Below are 20,414 nucleotides of genomic sequence, written 5' to 3' on the forward strand. Positions count from 1 at the left end.
GGTCTACCCGACCTATAACTCACCTGCTTCGAAGCGGCATCGCTCCGGTCGTTGGCACCTTCGCAGCTCGCCCGCCAGCGCTGGATCTGCTCGGGGTAGAGGCCCCGCTGCCGGCAGTACTCGGCACGCTCGGCTTCACTGAGGGCCGCCGTTTCCAGTACGGCGTGGAACTTATCCTGAGAGCTCCAGCCCTCAGGGTCATCACTCTGGTCCGGCAGGAGGCGGCCTGCTTGCCGAGCCTTCTTGTGCCAGGTGTACAGCGTTGCCGCGGAGATGCCTTCTTCCTGGGCCACCTCCGCCACCGTGCGGTTATGCGGCGGGAGCAGCTTCTTGAGGATGGCTTCCCGGCGCTCGTCTGAGTACTTCATCGGAACCTCGTCACGCCCCACATCGTTCAGAGTCTAACAGCCGCTGACACTCCAACTAGCTTGACAGTGGGGGATACAGGAGAGGTGCAAGGAGACCTCCAAGGGCACCTCGCCGTCAGCGGGATCGCGTGCTGAGTGAAGCAGCGTGTGGCCCAAAATGCTGCGGTTATTCTTTGAATCCAGGCTTCCCAGTTGTAGCGTGTTTTTTATGTCATTTTTTCGACTTCGGCCCTTGGAGTTGTTGGGCCGAAGTCTAGGATGGGGGATCCCTGAACTTATAGGTGCTTTGATTTGGTGTGAGACAATAGTGGTTTTGTAGCTGGTGTCCAGAGTATTTCACTTCCCTTGCGTACCAAGCCGGATTTGGTTTTCCGAAAAGCATGGCTGAATTTATTGGATGCAGCACTTTGTGCATCTGCATCTCTGACATATCGTGCGAGTGTGGTTGCAGGGCGAACGCCATAACGTGCTCCCGGAGAGGCACAGGTCCAAATATGCCTGAGCGTGATGGCCAGTTCCGGCTCATGGCGATCTAGATAAGCCAGAGCAATGGCGCATGCTTCGAGAGTTAGAGCGTCGTGCTCGCAGAGGCTCCATGCGTTAGTCGGCTTACCTTGCGAATCGTAGGTGAAAGTTTTTCCTATATCATGGAGCAGGCCTGCCACAAAACCGAGCTCTAGAAGAGCGCGTGGCATGTTGGGCTCGTTAAGTTTAATCATGGCGACCACATTTCGTGCAACTTCCAGAGAGTGTTCCAGCAGTCCGCCGCGGTAGGCATGGTGATGTGATCGGCTAGCTGGCGCGTTTAGAAAAACTTCCAGGCGGTCCTTCCTTTCGATAACACGCCTGATAAAGTTCTTAAGATGAACTGACTTCAGTGAGCGTACAGATGCTACCAATTTATCCAATGATTCGGGAGCAGAGCAGTATACCCTAGGCAAGCTGTGCAAATATGGCTGCATATTGACTTCGTCGCGTGATGCCAGGCGGATATTGTGCAGTTTTACATCCAGGCCCAAAGAGTTGCTTCCACACTCGATTCCAGAAACAGTGACTTGGTCAAGGTATCCAATGGTCTCTGGTATGGTTTCATTATCGGCATCCAGGCCAGCAATGTAATCCGTATCGCAGTTGCTCAGGCGGAGCTTTATATAGGGTGAGCCATGCTGGTCGAATTCTACGATTCGTCCAGTAAGTCGGTAGACTCCAGAAAAGTTGGGTGAGATCCGGCGGGAAAAATTATTCAGTTTCATCTTCTTTCTCCTTTTTGGAATTAGAGAGAGGTGTTCCAATTAGTCTTTCGAAAGCTGACCCATCCATGCGGGTAGCGTTTGGTATGTAGCGTGAGTAAACTTTGAACAACATCTCAGTGGATGAGTGGCCCAGGATTTTAGCTACCCATTCGGGATTTTCTCCCGAAGCAAGAAAAAGCGTCGCTGCAGTATGTCGTGTCTGGTATGGACGACGCTTTTTCATACCGAGACGACGAAGCAGTGGATACCAGACTCGCTTGGTTACGTTGTTGTGATCCAAAGGCTCTCCAAGACGGTTGCAAAAAACATATTCACTTTTGTGTCTTGTGACGGCATGTTGCCGCTTGAGAGCATCCAGTACAGGGCCAAGCAACGGAATTTCACGCTGAGACCCATCTGTCTTGGTATATTCAGTCTGGCCTCTTATGAGTGTTTCTCGGACCAGGATTTCACACTTCTCGAAATCGATATGCTTCCATTTCAGGCCATCGACTTCTCCGGTCCTTAGTCCAGTGTAGAACCGAACAATATAGTAATTTCGGAAGTCGGGCCTAACCTGTCTGATGATATGTTCGACCTCCTTCAGTGAAAATGGCTCTATGTGGCTTTTTTTAAGCTTCAGCGGTTTGATATTCCTGTAAGGCGTCTCGAATCCAAGCCGGTCTGCAGCTTCGTCGACTATCATGCGAATAACTGCCATGTGGCTGTTGATCGTTTTCGGAGAAAGCATGACGTTGCTGCCTCTTCCTCTCCGTTGGGCAAGTTTGGCTCTGAACTCCAGGATGTTGGATTTCGTGATGTGGGCGACCGGGATGTCACCGAATTCCGGAATCAAGGAGTTTTCCAATATCGAGTTGACGTTACGTATGTGTGACTGCCGCCACTCTACCTGCATTTCCTGGAACCATTGATTGGCAAATTCCTTGAATGTCACACTTATGACAGTATCCCTGTTGTAAAGTGAACCACCTCCTTCTCTTTCGCTTTGAGAGTTTTGTTGTTGAATCTTCTTCAAGTTACGGCTTCCCGGGAAGAACTCGGCATAGTCGAGCTCATCCAGCAGAATCTTGGCTTCGACTCGCTGCATCAGCTTCTCGACTTGTTTTCGGTTTGCAGGGGTATCCGTCAGCGCCGTCTGCTCTCGGCAACGCACGCCCTGATAGAAGAAGTCGAGATAGAGTTTTCCTGTTTCCTTGCGGACTCGGACCTTACCCATGACATACCCCTCCACCTGCCATGGGGATCGCCAGATCGTCGCCTGTGGAGTCGGCCAGCATTTCTTGCTCAACCGCTTCCCAGAGGAAAAGGATTTTTCGCCGCCCGAAAGGCTTGATGTAGTGCTTGCCTTCAAGGAGGACGGTGTCCTTGAGGCACTGGCGGATGGTGCGGCAGTCGTACTTGATCCTGGCCGCGAGCTCTTCCGTGGTGAGGTAGGTATAGGAGGTATCCATCGAAAACGCCCTCGCGTGGTGATAGCCTGTGTCTACAAAAGGCATTCGCAGTAGCCAAATGCCATCCTGAATGGCATTTTAGCCCTCATAATCACATTTGCAAGGGCTTTTTGTTATCCAGGATAAAAAAATCACCTTTGGGATGGAGTGAGCATGATTCGATGCCACCTGGCGCGCCTGATGGGGGAGCGCAAGATGAAGATCGTGGATGTGGCGAGAGAGACCGGGTTAAACCGCAATACGGTGACGCTTCTCTACAAGGAGACGGCGCAGCGCATCGATCTGGAAGCGTTGGAGAAACTGTGTCGGCTGTTCCAGTGCGAGGTGAGCGATCTTCTGGAGTACGTGCCCGAGGAGCCGTGAGAAAGGGGGGGTGGCCACTTCAGGCGTCTTGTGACGCTGTCTGCCCGAAGGTCGTTGTTCGACGGCAATGGCTGGAAGAGATTTCCGATGGGTGGCACGGGAGTGTCACAGTGGTGTCACAGGCGACTTTTCCTGCAGACAACGAAAAGAGGCAGGCCAGTAAGATACTGACCTGCCTCTAAAATATTGGTAGCGGGGACCGGATTTGAACCGATGACCTTCGGGTTATGAGCCCGACGAGCTACCAGGCTGCTCCACCCCGCATCGACGTGGGGTGTATTCTACAGGGTGTTCGCCTTTAGTCAAGCGTGGGCGTCAAACGCTCGTCCCTGGGGCCGCCCTTGGGCCATACTGACCGCGCTGTCATAAAGCTGACAGCTTGACCGAGAACAATGTGGTGCCGGCCGGCAGGGTCGGGACGCAGTGTCATCATCATCAGGGAGGTACACATGGCCAATTCATCTCGCGTCGCCTGGGTAACCGGTGGTACCGGCGGCATCGGCAGCGCGATCTGCCGTTCTCTGGCCGCCGAGGGCTACAAGGTCGTGGCCGGCTATCATAATCCGGAGAAGGCCAAGGCCTGGCTCGAGGAACAGAAGGCCGCCGGCTTCGACAACATCGACATCGCCGGCATCGACCTGGTCGACTATGACGCCTGCGTGAAGGGCGTCAAGGAGATCGAGGAGAAGCATGGCCCCATCGCCGTGCTGGTCAACTGTGCCGGGATCACCCGTGACGGCACCATGAAGAAGATGAGCCCCGAGCAGTGGCACGAGGTCATCGACACCAACCTCAACAGCGTCTTCAACACCTGCCGCAGCGTGATCGAGAGCATGCTGGAGCAGCAGTATGGCCGCATCATCAACATCTCCTCGATCAACGGCCGCAAGGGCCAGTTCGGGCAGGTGAACTACGCCGCGGCCAAGGCAGGCATGCATGGCCTGACCATGTCCCTGGCCCAGGAGACCGCCACCAAGGGCATCACCGTGAACACGGTCTCGCCGGGCTACATCGCCACCGACATGATCATGCAGATCCCGGAGAAGGTACGCGAGTCGATCCGCGAGACCATCCCGGTGAAGCGCTATGGCAAGCCCGAGGAGATCGGTCGCCTGGTGGCCTACCTGGCCGACGAGGAGTCGGGCTTCATCACCGGCGCCAACATCGATATCAACGGCGGCCAGTTCATGGGCTGAGGCCTGTCGCCACGGGCCCGCCACGGGCCGTCACGCCAGCGGAGCGCGAGGGAGATCCCCTCGCGCTCCGGTGTTTCGGAGCCCGGTCCCGAGGCTCAGGGCGGGGGCAGCTGCGCCAGGCGTTCGAGCATGCGGTCCAGTTCGCCCACCTCGCGCTCCCACAGCCCCGGGGAGACGGGACCCAACGCCAGCAGCTCGCAGAGCACGCCGCGGACCTCCTCGGCGCGCGATGGCTCGCGGCCGAGGTTCTCGTTGAGCCGCTCGACCTGGATCGCCAGGCGCAGCGGATCGTCGCGCTGGCTGACGCTGCCCACCGCCAGCAGCGAGAGGTGGACGCGAAGGCGCGCCAGCCCCTCCGCCACCGCCTCCGGGTCCGCTGTCTCGAGGCGTGCGGCGTTGCGCCGGGCATGGGCGCGACGCATGTCGTCGCCCAGGGAGAGCTCCTTCGGCAGTGACACCTCGCGGGCTTCGCCGCCCGCAAGCCGTTCGGCGTCGGCCGCGAGGTGCGCCTCCAGCAGCGGGCGCACGGCCTGCCATCCTTCCACCTGTTCGGCCACCGCCAGGCGCTCCAGCCGCTCGCGGCGGGCACGCACGATGCCGGACCAGCGCCGGCGCATGCCCTCGCTGCGGCGCCCGCCGGGCAGCGGCTCCAGGGCGGCGGCCTCGTCGATGGCGCGGGCCAGCACCGCCTCGTCGGCCAGGCGGTTGGGTTGCCAGGCGTCGAGGCGGTCGATCAGCGCCTGCATGGCGTCCTGGCGTTCCCGCGCCTGCCTGGCGTGGTCGTCGCGCGCCGCCTCGCGGCTGGCGAAGATGGTGTCGCAGAGGCCGCGGAACTCCCGCCACAGCGCCTGCTCCTCGCCCTTGGGGGCACGTCCCAGCTCGCGCCAGCGACGCTGCAGGCCCTTGGCCTGCTCGGCCCGACGCGCGGGGGGCATCTCGGCGGCGGCCAGCGTGCGCGCCTCCTCGATCAGGGCCCGCTTGGCCTCGGCGATCTCCCGGGCACGCTGGTCGATCAGCGCCTGGAGCCGGTGGCGAATGCTGCCGAAGCGGCGCCCGATCGCCTCGGCCTGGTCGCGAGGCACCGGCGAGGCGCGGCGCCACTGGTCGCGGGCGCGGTCACGGATCTCGCGCAGGGCGTCGGGATCGGCCTCCTGGGCGGGATGGTCGAGCAAGGTCTCGAGCTGTTCGCACAGCGCGGTGCGGGTGGCGAGGTTGGCCTGGCGCTCGGCATCCAGCCGCTCGCGCCAGGGGGCCAGGCGTTCGTGGATGCGGTTCGAGGCGGCACGGAAGCGGGTGGACTGGTCGCGGTTGGCGGCGGCATCGCCCAGCGATTTCCACTCCTTGACCAGCTGGCGGTGGCGGCGGTCGAGGGCGCCCTCCACGGCGGCCTCGTCCTCGGCCAGGGCCTCGATGGCACCGACCAGCTGCTCGCGCTTGGGGCCGGCGACGAAGCCGCGCCAGTCGCGCAGCTCGGCGAGCCTTGCGCCGAGGCGCTTGAAGCGGCCCTCTAGTGGCCGGCGTGCGGCCGCGGGAAGCCGCTCCATGCGCTGGCGCAGGCGCTGGTGCAGTCGGCTGGCGGGCTTGAAGGCGCCGCGCTCGAGCAGGTGCTCGAGCTCGTCGAGCTCCTGCTCGAGGCCTTCGGCGGAGGCCGCCTCGTCGGACTTCTGCGGTTCGCCTCGCTGGCTCAGGGCCTGGCGGGCGCGGCGCATCAGGGCGGTGGGTGCCAGCCCCTCGGGCCAGGCGATGGCCGTGAGCAGTGAGGCTGCGCGATCATCGTCGCCGTCGGCCAGGGCCCGTTCCAGCTCGCCGGCACGCTGGCTGTGGCGCACCCAGGCCCCGGCGAGGGTCTCGAAGCGTGCCAGGGCGGCGTCGTAGCGGCGGCGCAGGGCCTCGTCGACCAGGTGGCGGTCGGCGAGCTCCTGCCAGCGCTGGGCGAGCAGGCGCTTCTGGGCGCGCAGGCTGTCGATGTCCTGGGCGGTCACCGTCTCGCCGCGCTCCAGCGCCTCGAGCCCCTCCTCCAGGGCTTCCACCAGTCCCTCGCCGGCCTCCCGGGCGTCCTCGCGGTGGCGCTGGGCCGCCTCGCTGGCCCGGGCCTGGGCCTCGTGGTCCTCGATCACCTTGCGGCAGCGCAGGCAGGCATCGTGGTAGCGGCGCTCCTGGCTCGCCTCGGGAGTGTCCTCGAGCTGCTGCCACTCGCGCATCAGGTGGCGCAGCCGGCCGGCATAGAGTGGCTCCCAGGGTGCAGTGGCGTGGCGCTCCAGGTCGCTGAGCAGGGCCTCCCGACGCTCCCGGGCGGCGGCCAGCTCGGCGGCATCGGCGCGGCGCCGGTTGAGGCGCTCCCGGGCCTGGCGCATTACCTGGCGGTCGCGCTTCGCCTCTCGCGCCAGGCGTGCCAGCCCCGCATCGCTCTCGACCCGGGCGGCCGCGGCGTGGCGCACCGCGGCGATGCCGTTGTCGCAGGCCTGGCGCACCAGCGCCGCCTCGTCGTCGAGGCGCGCGATCGCCGCCAGGCGCAGCTGCTGGTTGTCGCCCTCCAGGGCCACCGCCTCGAGCAGGGCGGTGTCGCTGAGGCGCCCCACCATGGCCACCCGGGCAGCGAGCTCCAGGCCGCCCTCGCGGCCACAGATCAGCGCCGTCAGGCGCCGCTCCAGCTCCGCCGAGCGAGTCTCCTCGTCGTCGAGCAGGGCGATCAGCCGCTCGGGGTCCTCCAGCCGTGCCAGGGCGGCGGTGCGCACCCCGGGGTCGGCGTCCCGGGCCAGCCGCTCCAGCGCCTGACGCTGATCGTCGCGGGCAGGGTCGAGACGCTCGAGGGCCTGGCGCCGCACCCCGGGGTCGGGGTGCTGCCAGCGGGGGGCGAAGAGGCGACGGAAGAGTCCGGGCATGGGGCATCCTGGCGAAGGCGGCGCCGCGCGGTGGGCCGCGCGGCCCGAAGCGTTGTTGGTACATTATAAAGGGACTATCTAAGCACGCGCCGCGCCTGGGGAAAAGGCTGTGCCGCGGGGTGCCTGTGGCCAGTCGGCGACACTGACAGCGGCGCGTCGGCGGGCGTATGATGGAGAAGTTGCAGGGGAGCAGGGAGTCGCTTAGCTTTGACTCTACCCTCACCATCCCGACCTGGAGTTCGGCAATGAGTCTCAAACTGGACAGGGAGCGCATGGCCTTCACCTTCAAGGGGGGCATGCTGCCGATGACGGTCATGGAACTGGCCAGCGCCGACCCCGAGCGGATCCGCGAGCAGCTCGCCGGCAAGCTCAGCCAGTCGCCGGCCTTCTTCCAGCATACCCCCGTGGTGCTGAGCGTGGAGAAGCTCGACGAGCCTCAACTCGCGCTGGAGCGCATCTGCGCGGTGTGCCGTGCCCACAAGTTGCTGCCGGTGGCGGTGCGTGGCGGTGCCGACCCGGTCAAGCAGTCGGCTTGGGCCCTGGGCCTGGGCTGGTTCCCGCCCCATGAGGGAGGCCGTGGCCGTGCGCTGGAGAGCGTCGCCGTGGGCGAGCCGGAGGCCACGCCGGACGCGGGCGAGGGTGCCGAGGCCGAGCTCGAGACGCCCCCCGGGGTGACCAGCGGCGGGCGTATCTTCCGCGGCACCGTGCGCTCCGGCCAGCAGATCACCGCGCCGGAGGGCGATCTGGTGGTGGTCGGTTCGGTCAACGCCGGTGCCGAGGTCCTCGCCGCCGGCAGCGTGCACGTCTACGGTGCGCTGCGCGGCCGCGCCCTGGCGGGCATCCACGGCGACCCCCTGGCCAGCATCTTCTGCCGTGAGCTCCATGCCGAGCTGCTCTCGGTGGCCGGCAACTACAAGCGTCTCGAGGACATCGACCGCCGCCTGCTGGGTGCCGCGGTGCAGGTGCGCCTGGACGGAGACCAGCTGGGCATCGCCGCGCTCGCCTGAGCCGGCAAGGTCGATCGCCCGATCCATTTCAACGACACGACAGGAAGCGACTCTTGGCCAAGATCATCGTTGTGACCTCCGGCAAGGGAGGCGTCGGCAAGACAACCAGCGCGGCGGCCATCGCCACCGGCCTGGCGCTGCGCGGCAACAAGACCGTGGTCATCGACTTCGACGTCGGGCTGCGTAACCTCGACCTGATCATGGGCTGCGAGCGGCGTGTGGTCTATGACCTGGTCAACGTCATCCAGGGCGAGGCGGGGCTGAGCCAGGCGCTGATCCGTGACAAGCGGGTGGACAACCTGCATATCCTCCCGGCCTCCCAGACCCGCGACAAGGACGCGCTGACCCTGGAGGGGGTCGAGAAGGTGCTCGATACCCTGAGCAAGGACTTCGACTACATCCTCTGCGACTCCCCGGCGGGCATCGAGCGCGGTGCCCAGCTGGCCATGTACTTCGCCGACGAGGCGATCGTGGTCACCAACCCCGAGGTCTCCTCGGTACGTGACTCCGACCGCATCCTCGGCCTGCTAGCCTCCAAGACCCGGCGCGCCGAGCGCGGCGCCGAGGAGATCAAGGAACACCTGCTGATCACCCGCTACAACCCGCTGCGGGTCGACAGTGGTGACATGCTCAACCTCGATGACATCCGCGAGATCCTGGCCATCGACCTGATCGGCCTGATCCCGGAGTCCGAGGCGGTGCTGCGGGCCTCCAACCAGGGGGTGCCGGTGACCCACGACGGCGATAGCGATGCCGGCCAGGCCTATGCCGATACCGTCTCACGGCTGCTCGGCGAGGACGTGCCCCTGCGCTTCCACGAGTACCAGAAGAAGAGCCTGCTGAGCCGCATGTTCGGAGGAGGTCGTCGGTGAAACTGCTTGAATTCCTGAAGCGAGAGCGCAAGAAGTCCGCGTCGGTCGCCAAGGAGCGGCTGCAGATCATCGTCGCCCACCAGCGCAGCCAGCGCGGACAGCCGGACTACATGCCGATGCTCGAGCGCGAGCTGCTCGAGGTGATCCGGCGCTACGTCGAGGTGGACGACGATGCCATCAACATCAGCCTCGACAGCGAGGACAACTGCTCGGTGCTGGAGCTCAACGTGACCCTGCCCAAGGGCTCGCCGGGCTGAGCCCGGCCGAGCGGGTCGGCTGAGCGCGTCGCGGGGCTGTGCTAGGCTGGCGGCCCATGCCGATTGCCGGAGAGACCTAGCCCATGGCGCCGTCCGACGCCCCGCAGAGCTTCCTGTGGCACGACTACGAGACCTTCGGTGCCGACCCGCGGCGGGACCGCCCCGCGCAGTTCGCCGCGATCCGCACCGACGCCGAGTTCAACGAGATCGGCGAGCCCGTCACCTGGTACTGCAAGCCCGCCGACGACTTCCTGCCCCATCCCCAGGCCTGCCTGGTCACCGGCATCACGCCTCAGCAGGCGCGGCGTCGCGGGATGCCCGAGGCGGAGTTCGCCGGGCGCATCGAGGCGCTGATGAGCGAGCCGGGCACCTGCTCGGTGGGCTACAACAGCGTGCGTTTCGATGACGAGGTGAGCCGTCACCTCTTCTACCGCAACCTGCTCGACCCCTACGCCCGGGAGTGGCAGAACGGCAACTCCCGCTGGGACCTGATCGACGTGGTGCGCGCCTTCCATGCGCTGCGCCCCGAGGGGCTCGAATGGCCGCGCCGCGAGGATGGTGCCCCCAGCTTCCGCCTCGAGGATCTCACTGCCGCCAACGGCATCGAGCACGCCGGGGCCCATGACGCCCTGGCCGACGTGCGCGCCACCATCGCCCTGGCCCGGCGCCTGCGCGAGGTGAACGCCAACCTCTTCGACCACCTGCTGGGCAGGCGCGGCAAACGCGCCGTGGGCCGGCTGATCGACGTGCCGGGTCGCAAGCCTCTGCTGCACATCTCGCGGCGCTACCCGGCAAGCCGCGGCTGTGCCGCCCTGGTGATGCCCCTGGCCGAGCACCCCTCCAACCCCAACGGGGTGATCGTCTACGACCTCTCGGTGGACCCGGCGCCGCTGCTCGAGCTCTCTGCCGAGCAGATCCGCCAGCGGGTCTTCGTCAGCAACGACGACCTCGCCGAGGGCACCGAGCGCATCCCCCTCAAGGTGATCCACGTCAACAAGTGCCCGGTGCTCTTCCCGGCCGCGGCCCTCAAGGACGTGACGGGTGAGCGCAAGGGGCAGTACGGCGAGATCGTGGCGCGCCTGGGCCTGGACATGGCCGCCTGTCGCGACCATTGGAAGCGCCTCGCGGGCCATCCCGAGGCAGCGGAGAGGGCCGCCGAGGTGTTCGCCGAGCCGCCCCCCGCGGGGCCGGGGGATCCCGACCTGATGCTCTACTCGGGCGGCTTCTTCTCGCCGGCGGACAAGACCCAGATGCAGCGGGTACGTGACACCGACCCCTGGGACCTGGTGGGGGCGCGTTTCGCCTTCCAGGACCCGCGGCTGGAGGAGATGCTGTTCCGCTACCGGGCGCGCAGCTTCCCCGAGACCCTGGAGGGCGAGGAACTGGCGCAGTGGGAGGCCTACCGCTGGGCGCGCCTCAACGACGCCGAGGTGGCGAGCCTCACCCTCAAGGGCTTCGCCCGGGAGATCGAGCGGCTCAACCGGGTCGAGCTCAGCGATCGCGACCGCCAGGTGCTCGAGGAGCTGGTGATGCACGTCGAGGCGATCCTGCCGCCCCAGGCCTTCGATGCGGGCTGATACCGTCCTGAGAAAGCGAGCCGGGGGCTGCTCCTTGCGGAACCGCCCCCGGCTTATCTCACGCCTCGCCATTCACAAGCGCGAAGCGCGCTTACCCCTCACCCTCCGGCAGCGGCATCAGGTGCTCGGTCAGCGCCAGCACGTCGTCCGGCGCGTCGCCCGGATCGAAGGCGATCTCGACCGCCGGCGCCTCGCGCAGCGCCTGCCAGGCCTGACGCAGCGCCTCGGGCGTGACCTCGAGCACCCGCTCCGCCAGCCGCTCGCGGCGGTCGAAGGTGGTGTCGCCGTAGGCCAGGGCGCGCCACAGGCGGTCGGTGCGCCCGGAGAGGCTGGTGTCGCGGCGGGTCAGCTCGGCGTGCACCGCCTGGCGGTAGGCGGCCAGGTCCTCCTCCTCGAGCGTTGCCAGGGACGCCTCGAACTCGTCGAGGAAGGCGTCGACGTGCCCGGCGATCGCCTCGCTTCCGGTCTCGGGTGACTGCACCAGCAGGGCCAGGCCGGGGGCGTCCAGCAGCGGCGAGTAGCCGGCGTTGACCACGTAGCCGAGCTGCTGCTCGGTGCGCAGGCGCTGGTAGAAGGGGGTGTCGATCAGCTGCCCCAGCACCGCCAGCCGTGCCTGGCTCTCCAGGGAGCGGTCGGGGCCCTGCAGGTAGCGCAGCAGCACCGACTCCTGGCGCTCGGTATGCGGGGTCAGGGTGGGCAGCCCGGCGGTGACATCCAGCGGCGTGAGCTCAGGGATCGTCTCGGCGGGAAGCGTCGGCGAGAGGGTATCGGCGACGCGCCGGGCGATAGCGTCGGCCTGTTCGGCCGCGAGGTTGCCCACCGCCATGGCCTCCAGGCGCAGCTCACCCAGGAAGGCATCGCGGAAGGTGCGCAGGTCCTCGGCCGTGAGCCCCTGGCTCGCCTCGAGCAGCGCCGCGCTGGGCCACTGGGGGCGTACCAGCGCCTCATGGAGGGTGCGGCTCGCCTGGCGGTAGAGCGGGTCCTGGGGGGCGTTGCGCCACTCCCGTTGCAGGCGGTAGCGCACCCGCTCGACGGCCTCGGCGGTGATCTCGCCCCGCTGCAGCTGCTCGATCACCCGTTCCATCACCGCCTCCTGGCGGTCGCGCCAGCCGGAGAAGGCCAGGGTGATGCCGCGCGCGTGGGCGTAGGCCTCGACTCCCTGGCCGGCCAGGCGCGCCGGGTAGAGCGCCTCGTTGAGGCTGTCCTCCAGCCAGCCCGCCAGCAGCCGGGCGAGTACCGCCTCGCGGGGCGCCTCGGCGGCCCGGGGATGCTGCAGGCTGAAGCGCCACTCCACCTTGGGGGTGTCGAACTCGGCATCGGCCTTGTGCCAGAAGGCGAAGCCGTCTGTCTCGAGGCGCCGCTCGGGGCGCGCATCATGCGCCTCGAGCAGGCTGAGGTCCTCGGCGATATAGGGGTTGGGGCTGGGCAGTGCCAGCCCTGCCAGCGGCTCGGCACCCTCGGCGATCGCGTCCTCGCGCCAGGGGGCGTCGAACCAGCGGGTGGTCTGCTCGCCCTCGACCTCGGGGCCGCTGTAGAGACGGATCAGGTTGTCGGGAGTCAGGGCGGCGAGGTAGGCGCGGGTGCGCTCGCGGTCATAGCCGTCCATGCGGTAGGCGGCGTACTGCACGTCCTCCACCGGGAAGCGGGCCAGGTTCATGGCCAGCCCCATGGCGTCCTGCAGGGGCGAGCCATGCTGCTGGAAGCGGAAGGCCTGCTCGGCCAGGCGTGCCTGCTCCGCGTAGCGCCACGCCTCGGGGCCGGCTTCGCGGATCGCCTCGATGGCGGCGAACAGGCTGGCCTCGATGGCGTCGCGGCGCTCGGCCCCCTCCGGGGTCAGGCTGACGCTGACGCTGAACAGGGCATCCTGGCCGTCGCCGCGGGAGACGCCGGCGGAGAGGCCGTCGGCCCAGCCCGCCTCGCGCAGGGCGGCGAGCAGGCTGCCCTCGCCCTCGTGGCCCAGCAGGTGGGCGATCAGGTCGGCGGGTTTGGTGCGGTACTCCGCCTCGGGGTCGGGGATCGGGAAGTGGAAGGCGAGCGTGCGGCTGTCGCGCAGCGAGCGCATCGCCACCCGCCGCGGCAGGGCCGACGCCTCGGCCAGCGGCGCCTCGATGGTGGGGCGTGCCAGGCCGCGGTTCTCAATCGGTGAGAAGCGTTCGACGACCAGCGTCTCGAGCTCATCCAGCGGCTGGGGGGCGACCACCGCCAGGTGCATCACACCGGCACCGTAGTGGGACGTGTAGAAGTCGATCACCCGCTGGCGCAGGCTCGGCTCCCCCTCGGGGCGGTCGGCCAGGGTCTCGCGGCTGCCCACCGAGAAGCCGGTATAGGGGTGCTCGGGATTGAGCTGGCGGTCGAGCACCTCGCCGGCCCGGCGTCCTTCGTCGCGGAGGCGCGCCATGTACTCGGAGTGGACCACGTTGCGCTCGCTCTCCAGGCGCTCGGCGTTGAACAGCGGGGCGATGAAGAACTGGCTGAAGCGGTCCAGGGCGCCGGCCAGGGCGTCGGGCTCCACGTCGAAGAAGTAGTTGGTGTCGCGGGGCGCGGTGAAGGCGTTGTGGCTGCCGCCGTGGCGGGTGAGGTAGCCCTGGTAGGCGTCCGCCTCGGGGTAGGGCTCGGTGCCCAGGAACAGCATGTGCTCGAGGAAGTGGGCCAGGCCGGCGAGATCCTCGGGGTCCTGGGCGCTGCCCACCGAGACGTTGAGCGACACCGCCGCCTTGTCGGCCTCGGGGTCGCTGACCAGCAGGGCGGTCAGGCCGTTCTCCAGGGTCAGCACGCGGTAGTCGCGCTCGTCATGGGGGCTGACGCGTGGCGTGGTGGTCTCGGCGATCGCCTCGCCGGGCGCGGTCGTGTCCTGAGTCGCCAGGACCGGCGAGACCGGGCCCAGCAGGGCGAGCAGCAGGGGCAACAGCCGCCAGCGACGGGCGGCGGGCAGGATGGGCGGCATTCTCTCTCCTTGTGCGGCGATGTCGGCTCAGGCGTCGTGACGCAGCATCGGACCCACCGGGTGGGCACAGGCGGCGTCCTGGTTGGCCGGATGGTTCACTCGTCTTGATACCGGGAAAGCGCCCAACAGTTCCCTCGGCGCCGGCGTCAGCAGGGCCATGGCCTCCTCCGCCGAGGTCTGCGGGTCGAGCCAGCGCTGCGCGGCGGCGGCGGCGGGGATGACCGCCGGCAGGCGGTCGGTGAGGGGCGCCAGCAGGGGGCTGGTCGGCACCGTGATCAGCGCCAGGGAGTCGGTGTGCTCGGCCAGGCTGGTATGGAATCGGCACCACAGCGCGGCCAGCAGCAGCGGGCCACGGTCGACCCGGGTGACCAGGAAGGGCTGCTTGAAGCGTGGCTGGGGTTTCCAGGCGTAGACCCCCGTCGCCGGCACCAGGCAGCGCCGGGCGTGGAAGGCCTCACGGAACATGGGGCGCTCGGCCAGCGACTCCGCCCGGGCGCAGTGGGGCGCGTGGTCCAGCACCTTCAGCCAGGGCGGGGTGAGGCCCCAGAAGAGGCGGCCCAGGCGCGGCGTTCCCGCCTCCAGGCGGATCGCCGAGAGCATCCGTCGCGGTGCCAGGTTGGGGCTTCGCACCAGCGGGGCATCCTCCGCCAGGTCGGGCAGCAGGGCGCGAAGGTCGATCGGGGCGATATGCAGTCGGCCGGCCATGGGGGCTCCGTGCTCAGGGGCGGATAGGGTACCCAAGGGTGGGTCGTGGGGAAAGCGTCTGACCCAGGGCAGTAAAGTCGCCCTTCGCCGTGGATCGGGTATCGAAAACAGTGTTCGATGTGGGGTATCCTTGGAGCCCGTTACCCAACCGCCCGCGTCGGCTCCGAGGAATCGATGGCCCGTCCCAGACAGCATGCCCCCGAGGCGCTCCATGCCCAGGTCATGGCGGCTTGCGACGCCTGGCTGAAGGAGCAGCCGGTGCAGTCCCTGTCGCTGCGCGCCCTGGCGCGGGAGGTGGGCTGTGCCCCCAGCACCCTGCTCAAGCTCTACGGCAGCTTTCACAACCTGCTGCAGCACGTCAACATCGAGACCCTCGGCCGGCTGCGCGAGGTGATCGAGCCGCTGACCGGCCAGGCCACCCCGGAGCAGCGCCTCACTGCCCTGGCCCGCGCCTACTGGCAATTCGCCCAGGGCGAGGTTTACCGCTGGCAGCTGCTCTTCGAGTACCCGCTGGCCCAGGAGGGCGAGCTCGACCAGCGCCAGACCGAGATGATCGAGGCGCTGTTCGTGCGGGTGGAGGGGACCCTCAAGGAGTACCAGCCGGCGCTGGATGACCTCGAGGCCCGGCGCCTGGCCCGTACCCTGTGGGGCAGCGTGCACGGCCTGGTGCAGCTCGGCCTCAACGAGCGCCTGGGCTTCTGGCAGGGGCAGCCGCTGGAGGTGGGCGAGCTGCTCGACCAGCTGCTGGGTACCATCCTGGCCGGCCTGCGGGCCCGGTAGGTCCTCCGGTGCCGGCACTCCCCTGGCCCCTGCTCGCCTGGTCGCTGATCGGCGGCGCGGTGGCCTGGCTCGTCTGGCGGGTGGCGCGCGCGCCGCGCCCCGCGGTGCGCCTGCTGGTCTACCTGCTGGTGCGCCTGGTCTATCGCCTGCGGGTCGAGGGGCTGGAGCATATCCCTCGCCGGGGCGCCGCCTTGGTGGTCTGCAACCATGTCAGCTTCATGGATGCCCTGGTGGTGGGCGGCGCCAGCCGACGCCCGCTGCGCTTCCTGATGGACAAGCCGATCTACGACTCGCCGTGGCTCAACTGGCTGTTCCGGCTGGTGGGGGCGATCCCGGTGGAGTCGGAGCGCCGCGACCCGGGCAGCCTGCGCCGGGCGCTGGAGGAGGTGAGCCGGGCGCTGCGCGCCGGCGAGGTGGTGATGCTGTTCCCGGAGGGGCGGCTGACCCCGGACGGCGAGGTACAACCCTTCCGCCGTGGCCTGGAGCTGATCCTGGCTCGCGACCCGGTACCAGTGGTGCCGGCCAGCCTGTCGGGACTGTGGGGCTCCTGGACCTCCCACTGCCATGGTCCGGCACTGAGCGGCCCGCCGCGCCGGCTGCGCGCCCGGGTGGCGCTGCGCCTGGGCGAGCCACTCTCTCCCGGGGCCGCGACGCGCCACCGGCTCGAGGTCCGGGTACGCTACCTCAAGGCCGAGGGCGATGCCTGGAGCTGTCCCGCCGAGGCCCACCAGGCCCAGCGCCACTGAGCCCGGCGCCGCTCGCGGCTCGCGATTCCGGTGGCGCTGCTAGCGGCGCCGCGGCGCCTGCCAGCAGCGCGCGGCGGTGATCAGGTTGTCGCGCACCTCCTGGATCTCCATGCGCACGCCGCCCAGCTGCAGCGATACCGGCCCCTCGGGGAAGCCTTCCAGGTGCTCCAGGATCAGGCCGTTGAGGGTCTTGGGACCGTCGGTGGGCAGCTGCCAGCCCAGCGACTTGTTGATGTCGCGGATGCTGGCGGTGCCCGCGATGATCACGCTGCCATCCTCCTGGCGGTGGATCTCCTCCTCCATGCCGGCCACGTCGGTGGTGAACTCGCCGACGATCTCCTCGAGGATGTCCTCCAGGGTCAGCAGTCCCTCCACGTCGCCGTACTCGTCCACCACGATGCCGATCCGGCGCTTCTGCTTCTGGAAGTTGAGCAGCTGGGTGTGCAGCGGGGTCGACTCGGGGATGAAGTAGGGCTCCCGGGCCTCCTGGACGATGGCCGCCTTGGTCACCTCGGCGCGGGAGAGGATCCGCGCCGAGTTGCGCAGGTGCAGCATGCCGATGATGTTGTTGATGTCGCCCTTGTAGACCGGCAGGCGGGTGTGCTGGCTGGTGCGCATCTGGGCCAGGATCTCGTCGAGCCCGTCGTCCAGGTCGATGCCCACCACCTCGTGGCGCGGCACCATGATGTCGTTCACGGTGACGTTCTCGAGGTCGAGGATCGACAGCAGCATCGCCTGGTGGCGCTGGGGGATCAGGGTGCCCGCTTCGTGCACCACGGTACGCAGCTCGTCGCGGGTGAGGTTGTCGCCATTGCCGTCGATGCTGCGCACGCCGATCAGCCGCAGCAGGCCGTTGGAGATCACGTTGACCAGCCACACCAGCGGGTAGAGTAGCATCAGCAGCGGCTCGAGCACCCGCGAGGCGGGGAAGGCGATGCGCTCGGGCTTCACCGCGGCGTAGGTCTTGGGGGTGACCTCGGCGAAGATCAGGATGGTGATGGTCAGCGCCGCCGTGGCCACCGCGGGGCCGGTGACGTCGCCCAGGAAGTGGATGGCGATGATGGTGGCGATGGAGGCCGCCAGGTTGTTGACGAAGTTGTTGCCGATCAGGATCACGCCGATCAGCCGGTCGGGACGGGCGAGCAGCCTGGCCACCCGCTGGGCGCGCGACTCGCCGCTGTTGGCCCGGTGGCTCAGGCGGTAGCGGTTGATGGACATCATGCCGGTCTCGGAGCTCGAGAAGAAGGCCGACAGGCAGATGAGCAGGAGCAGCAGGCCGAACAGCAATCCCAGCGGGAAGTCGTCGCTCAAGTCGTAGGGTCCTCGGTCGCGGGTCAGGCTCGATTTGACGGGAGGGGCGGGCGCGGTGTCAAGGCGGCCTCGGGGCGGTTCAGCCGCGGCCGAGCAGCACGTCCAGCACGAAGCGGCTGCCGAAGTAGGCCAGCAGCAGCACCGCGCAGCCGCCCAGGGTCCAGCGCACGGCACGCATGCCGCGCCAGCCCAGGCGGTGGTGGCTGAGCAGCAGGGTGGCGAAGATCACCCAGGCGGCCAGCGACAGGATCGTCTTGTGGGCCAGGTGCTGGGCGAACATGTTGTCGAGGAACACGAAACCGCTGAGGATCGCCAGCGTCAGCAGCGCCATGCCGGTCCAGATCAGCTCGAACAGCAGCCGCTCCATGGTGGTCAGCGGTGGCAGCGCCTGGACGAGGCCTCGCACCTGGTGCTGGCGCAGGGCACGGTTCTGCAGACCCAGCAGCACCGCCTGGACGGCGGCGATGGCCAGCACCGCGAAGGCCAGCAGCGAGCTGACGGCGTGCAGCGCGACCCCGGGGGGCAGGGCCTCGCTGGGCAGCGGTGCCGGGGCCATGGCGGCCAGCAGCAGGGCGAGCCCCGCCAGCGGCAGCACCCCGACCGCGGCGCCGAGCACCGGCTTGAACAGGCTCGCCACCAGCAGCACCGCCACGGCCATGGCGCCGAGCATCACCATGCTGGCGTAGAGCCCCGGCAGCACCTGGGCGTCGTGCCCGAACAGCCCGGCCACCAGCGGCAGGTGGCAGAGCAGGCCCAGCCCCGCCAGGCCGCGCACCAGCATCGGGCGCGGCGCGACCCGACGGGTCAGCGTCAGCCCCTGCCAGGAGGAGGCGGCGAGATAGAGCAGAAAGGCCAGGACGGCCAGGGAGAGCGCCTGCATGGGTTGCGGTCCGTGCGCCGGTGGGATGAGATGGCATCAGCCTGTGTCGCGTGCCGCTACTATACCCAATCCCCTGCGCGGCGCACAGGGAGAGGCCTTGAGCACCTCGCCCAGGGGCGCGAAGCCAGGGCCATCGCAGATAGAAGAACCGCTCAAGGCTTTCCCGGCGAAAGGCCTTCGAGGGGGCGCTGTGAACCCGTCCCTGGGCGCTACCGTTGCCATCCCTGGCATAGGACCCCCTCTTCGGCCTGCCCCCGGCGCCTTTCGCTATCAGCGCAGGCTGCCTGCGATAGCCCCGGGCGCGAAGCCAGGCGCATGGAGAGTCGCGGCCACAGCGCGTATAATCGCCCGCAACCTTCAGGCCATCGCACATGTGGAGAGGCCAATGTTCCAGAATCTCAGCGAGCGCCTGTCGCAGACGCTCAAGTCGATCAAGGGTCAGGCGCGCCTGACCGAAGACAACGTCAAAGAGACGCTGCGCGAGGTCCGCCGCGCGCTGCTCGAGGCCGACGTCGCCCTGCCGGTGGTCAAGGACTTCATCGAGCGGGTGCGCGAGCGCGCCGTAGGCCAGGAGGTCTCCAAGAGCCTCTCGCCGGGCCAGCAGTTCGTCAAGATCGTCCAGCAGGAGCTCGAGGCGACCATGGGCGAGGCCAACGAGGGGCTGACCCTCAAGGGCTCGCCGGCGGTGGTGCTGATGGCCGGCCTGCAGGGCGCGGGCAAGACCACCTCGGTGGCCAAGCTGGCGCGCTACCTGCGCGAGCGCGAGAAGAAGAAGGTGCTGGTGGTTTCCGCCGACGTCTACCGTCCGGCGGCCATCGACCAGCTCGAGACCCTGGCCAAGGAGGTCGAGGTCGACTTCTTTCCGTCGCGCTCCGACCAGAAGCCGGTGGAGATCGCCCAGGCGGCGATCAAGCACGCCAAGATCCAGTTTCACGACGTGGTGCTGGTGGATACCGCCGGCCGCCTGGCCATCGACGAGGCGATGATGGCCGAGATCCAGGCGCTGCACCGGGCCGTCTCGCCCCAGGAGACGCTGTTCGTCGTCGATGCGATGACCGGCCAGGATGCCGCCAACACCGCCAAGGCCTTCCACGAGGCGCTGCCGCTGACTGGGGTGATCCTCACCAAGGCCGACGGTGACGCCCGCGGCGGCGCGGCGCTCTCGGTGCGCCATATCACCGGCAAGCCGATCAAGTTCATGGGCGTGGGTGAGAAGGTCGATGCTCTGGAGCCCTTCCACCCGGATCGCGTCGCCTCTCGGATCCTCGGCATGGGCGACGTGCTGTCGCTGATCGAGGAGGCCGAGCGCACCGTCGACAAGGGCAAGGCCGAGCAGCTGGCCAAGAAGGTCAAGAAAGGCCAGGGCTTCGACCTCGAGGACTTCCGCGACCAGCTCCAGCAGCTCAAGAAGATGGGCGGCATGGGCGGCCTGCTGGGCAAGCTGCCCGGCATGGGCCAGATGGCCGAGATGGCCCAGGGACCCGGCCCCGAGAAGGAGCTGGGCAAGCTCGAGGCGCTGATCAACTCCATGACGCCCCAGGAGCGTCGCAAGCCGGAGATCATCAACGGCTCGCGCAAGCGCCGCATCGCCGCCGGTGCCGGCCTGCAGGTGCCCGACCTCAATCGCCTGCTCAAGCAGCACAAGCAGATGCAGAAGATGATGAAGAAGGCGGGCAAGAAGGGCGGCATGCAGAAGATGATGCGCGGCATGTCCGGCATGATGGGCGGCGGCGGCCCGGGAGGCCCCGGCGGCATGGGGGGAATGGGCGGCCCCGGCGGGATGCCCTGGCGGTAAGCCCGAAAAAGGTTCCCAAGCGGGGCT

Annotated in this window: 18 protein-coding genes and 1 tRNA gene; 9 read left to right on the top strand and 10 right to left on the bottom strand. The window is 67.5% G+C overall.

What is annotated here, in order from left to right:
* From Q673_RS36490 to Q673_RS25360, 4 genes are all read right to left on the bottom strand, one after another.
* A partial coding sequence (locus tag Q673_RS36490; protein ID WP_023005482.1) for a transposase occupies window positions 1–368 on the bottom strand: 368 nt, incomplete at its 3' end.
* 275 nt (window positions 369–643) lie between these two features.
* Entirely contained in the window at window positions 644–1,621 is a 978-nt protein-coding gene (locus tag Q673_RS35960) for a TraI domain-containing protein (RefSeq protein WP_081712001.1), read from the bottom strand.
* Entirely contained in the window at window positions 1,608–2,837 is a 1,230-nt protein-coding gene (locus Q673_RS35965) for a tyrosine-type recombinase/integrase (protein WP_081712002.1), read from the bottom strand. Before Q673_RS35965 ends, Q673_RS35960 begins: the two co-directional genes overlap by 14 nt.
* Window positions 2,830–3,072 carry a hypothetical protein gene (locus Q673_RS25360; protein WP_031217941.1) on the bottom strand — a complete coding sequence of 81 codons (243 nt, stop codon included), beginning with the start codon at window positions 3,070–3,072 and terminating at the stop codon, window positions 2,830–2,832. The genes Q673_RS35965 and Q673_RS25360 overlap by 8 nt, the downstream gene beginning before the upstream one ends.
* Window positions 3,073–3,225: 153 nt before the next feature.
* On the opposite strand from Q673_RS25360, the gene Q673_RS25365 reads away from it, so the two are divergent.
* Window positions 3,226–3,435, top strand: coding sequence for a helix-turn-helix domain-containing protein (locus tag Q673_RS25365; RefSeq protein WP_023005485.1), 210 nt, complete (start codon window positions 3,226–3,228; stop codon window positions 3,433–3,435).
* A 187-nt stretch (window positions 3,436–3,622) separates the two neighbouring features.
* Here Q673_RS25365 and Q673_RS25370 read toward each other — a convergent pair.
* A tRNA-Met gene (locus tag Q673_RS25370) sits at window positions 3,623–3,699 on the bottom strand.
* 185 nt (window positions 3,700–3,884) lie between these two features.
* Here Q673_RS25370 and phbB point away from each other — a divergent pair.
* The gene (phbB, locus tag Q673_RS25375; RefSeq protein WP_023005486.1) at window positions 3,885–4,631 is read left to right on the top strand and encodes an acetoacetyl-CoA reductase; all 747 of its coding nucleotides are present in this window, start codon (window positions 3,885–3,887) and stop codon (window positions 4,629–4,631) included.
* 95 nt (window positions 4,632–4,726) lie between these two features.
* Here the strand turns inward: phbB and Q673_RS25380 are convergent, their stop codons facing one another.
* Window positions 4,727–7,513 (bottom strand): DUF349 domain-containing protein, encoded by a 2,787-nt coding sequence (locus Q673_RS25380; RefSeq protein ID WP_023005487.1) that lies wholly within the window; start codon window positions 7,511–7,513, stop codon window positions 4,727–4,729.
* Window positions 7,514–7,758: 245 nt separating this feature from the next.
* On the opposite strand from Q673_RS25380, the gene minC reads away from it, so the two are divergent.
* From minC to sbcB, 4 genes are all read left to right on the top strand, one after another.
* Window positions 7,759–8,520 (top strand): septum site-determining protein MinC, encoded by a 762-nt coding sequence (gene minC / locus Q673_RS25385; RefSeq protein ID WP_023005488.1) that lies wholly within the window; start codon window positions 7,759–7,761, stop codon window positions 8,518–8,520.
* A gap of 53 nt (window positions 8,521–8,573) precedes the next feature.
* Window positions 8,574–9,392, top strand: coding sequence for a septum site-determining protein MinD (gene minD, locus Q673_RS25390; RefSeq protein WP_023005489.1), 819 nt, complete (start codon window positions 8,574–8,576; stop codon window positions 9,390–9,392).
* A complete protein-coding gene (minE, locus tag Q673_RS25395; RefSeq protein WP_023005490.1) occupies window positions 9,389–9,649 on the top strand; it encodes a cell division topological specificity factor MinE in 261 nt (86 codons plus the stop codon). The genes minD and minE overlap by 4 nt, the downstream gene beginning before the upstream one ends.
* An 83-nt stretch (window positions 9,650–9,732) precedes the next feature.
* Complete coding sequence (gene sbcB / locus Q673_RS25400) at window positions 9,733–11,226, top strand: exodeoxyribonuclease I (protein WP_023005491.1); 1,494 nt, start codon at window positions 9,733–9,735, stop codon at window positions 11,224–11,226.
* 91 nt (window positions 11,227–11,317) lie between these two features.
* Here the strand turns inward: sbcB and Q673_RS25405 are convergent, their stop codons facing one another.
* Window positions 11,318–14,170, bottom strand: a complete 2,853-nt coding sequence (locus tag Q673_RS25405; RefSeq protein ID WP_023005492.1) for an insulinase family protein — start codon at window positions 14,168–14,170, stop codon at window positions 11,318–11,320.
* Window positions 14,171–14,197: 27 nt separating this feature from the next.
* Entirely contained in the window at window positions 14,198–14,875 is a 678-nt protein-coding gene (locus tag Q673_RS25410) for an SOS response-associated peptidase (protein ID WP_023005493.1), read from the bottom strand.
* Window positions 14,876–15,049: 174 nt separating this feature from the next.
* Here Q673_RS25410 and Q673_RS25415 point away from each other — a divergent pair, with 174 nt between their 5' ends.
* On the top strand, window positions 15,050–15,655 hold the full coding sequence (locus Q673_RS25415; protein ID WP_023005494.1) for a TetR/AcrR family transcriptional regulator: 606 nt from the start codon (window positions 15,050–15,052) through the stop codon (window positions 15,653–15,655).
* A gap of 80 nt (window positions 15,656–15,735) precedes the next feature.
* Complete coding sequence (locus tag Q673_RS25420; RefSeq protein ID WP_052004206.1) at window positions 15,736–16,401, top strand: 1-acyl-sn-glycerol-3-phosphate acyltransferase; 666 nt, start codon at window positions 15,736–15,738, stop codon at window positions 16,399–16,401.
* A 39-nt stretch (window positions 16,402–16,440) separates the two neighbouring features.
* Here the strand turns inward: Q673_RS25420 and Q673_RS25425 are convergent, their stop codons facing one another.
* Together Q673_RS25425 and Q673_RS25430 are read right to left on the bottom strand one after the other, a co-directional pair.
* Window positions 16,441–17,712, bottom strand: a complete 1,272-nt coding sequence (locus Q673_RS25425) for an HlyC/CorC family transporter (RefSeq protein WP_023005496.1) — start codon at window positions 17,710–17,712, stop codon at window positions 16,441–16,443.
* Between the two features lie 79 nt (window positions 17,713–17,791).
* The gene (locus tag Q673_RS25430) at window positions 17,792–18,592 is read right to left on the bottom strand and encodes a cytochrome C assembly family protein (RefSeq protein ID WP_023005497.1); all 801 of its coding nucleotides are present in this window, start codon (window positions 18,590–18,592) and stop codon (window positions 17,792–17,794) included.
* A 385-nt stretch (window positions 18,593–18,977) separates the two neighbouring features.
* Between Q673_RS25430 and ffh the strand changes: the two genes are divergently transcribed.
* Entirely contained in the window at window positions 18,978–20,387 is a 1,410-nt protein-coding gene (ffh, locus tag Q673_RS25435; protein WP_023005498.1) for a signal recognition particle protein, read from the top strand.
* The last annotated feature ends 27 nt before the right edge of the window (window positions 20,388–20,414 follow it).

Source organism: Halomonas sp. PBN3, from assembly GCF_000475415.1.
GTDB classification, from domain to species: Bacteria; Pseudomonadota; Gammaproteobacteria; order Pseudomonadales; family Halomonadaceae; genus Halomonas; species Halomonas shengliensis.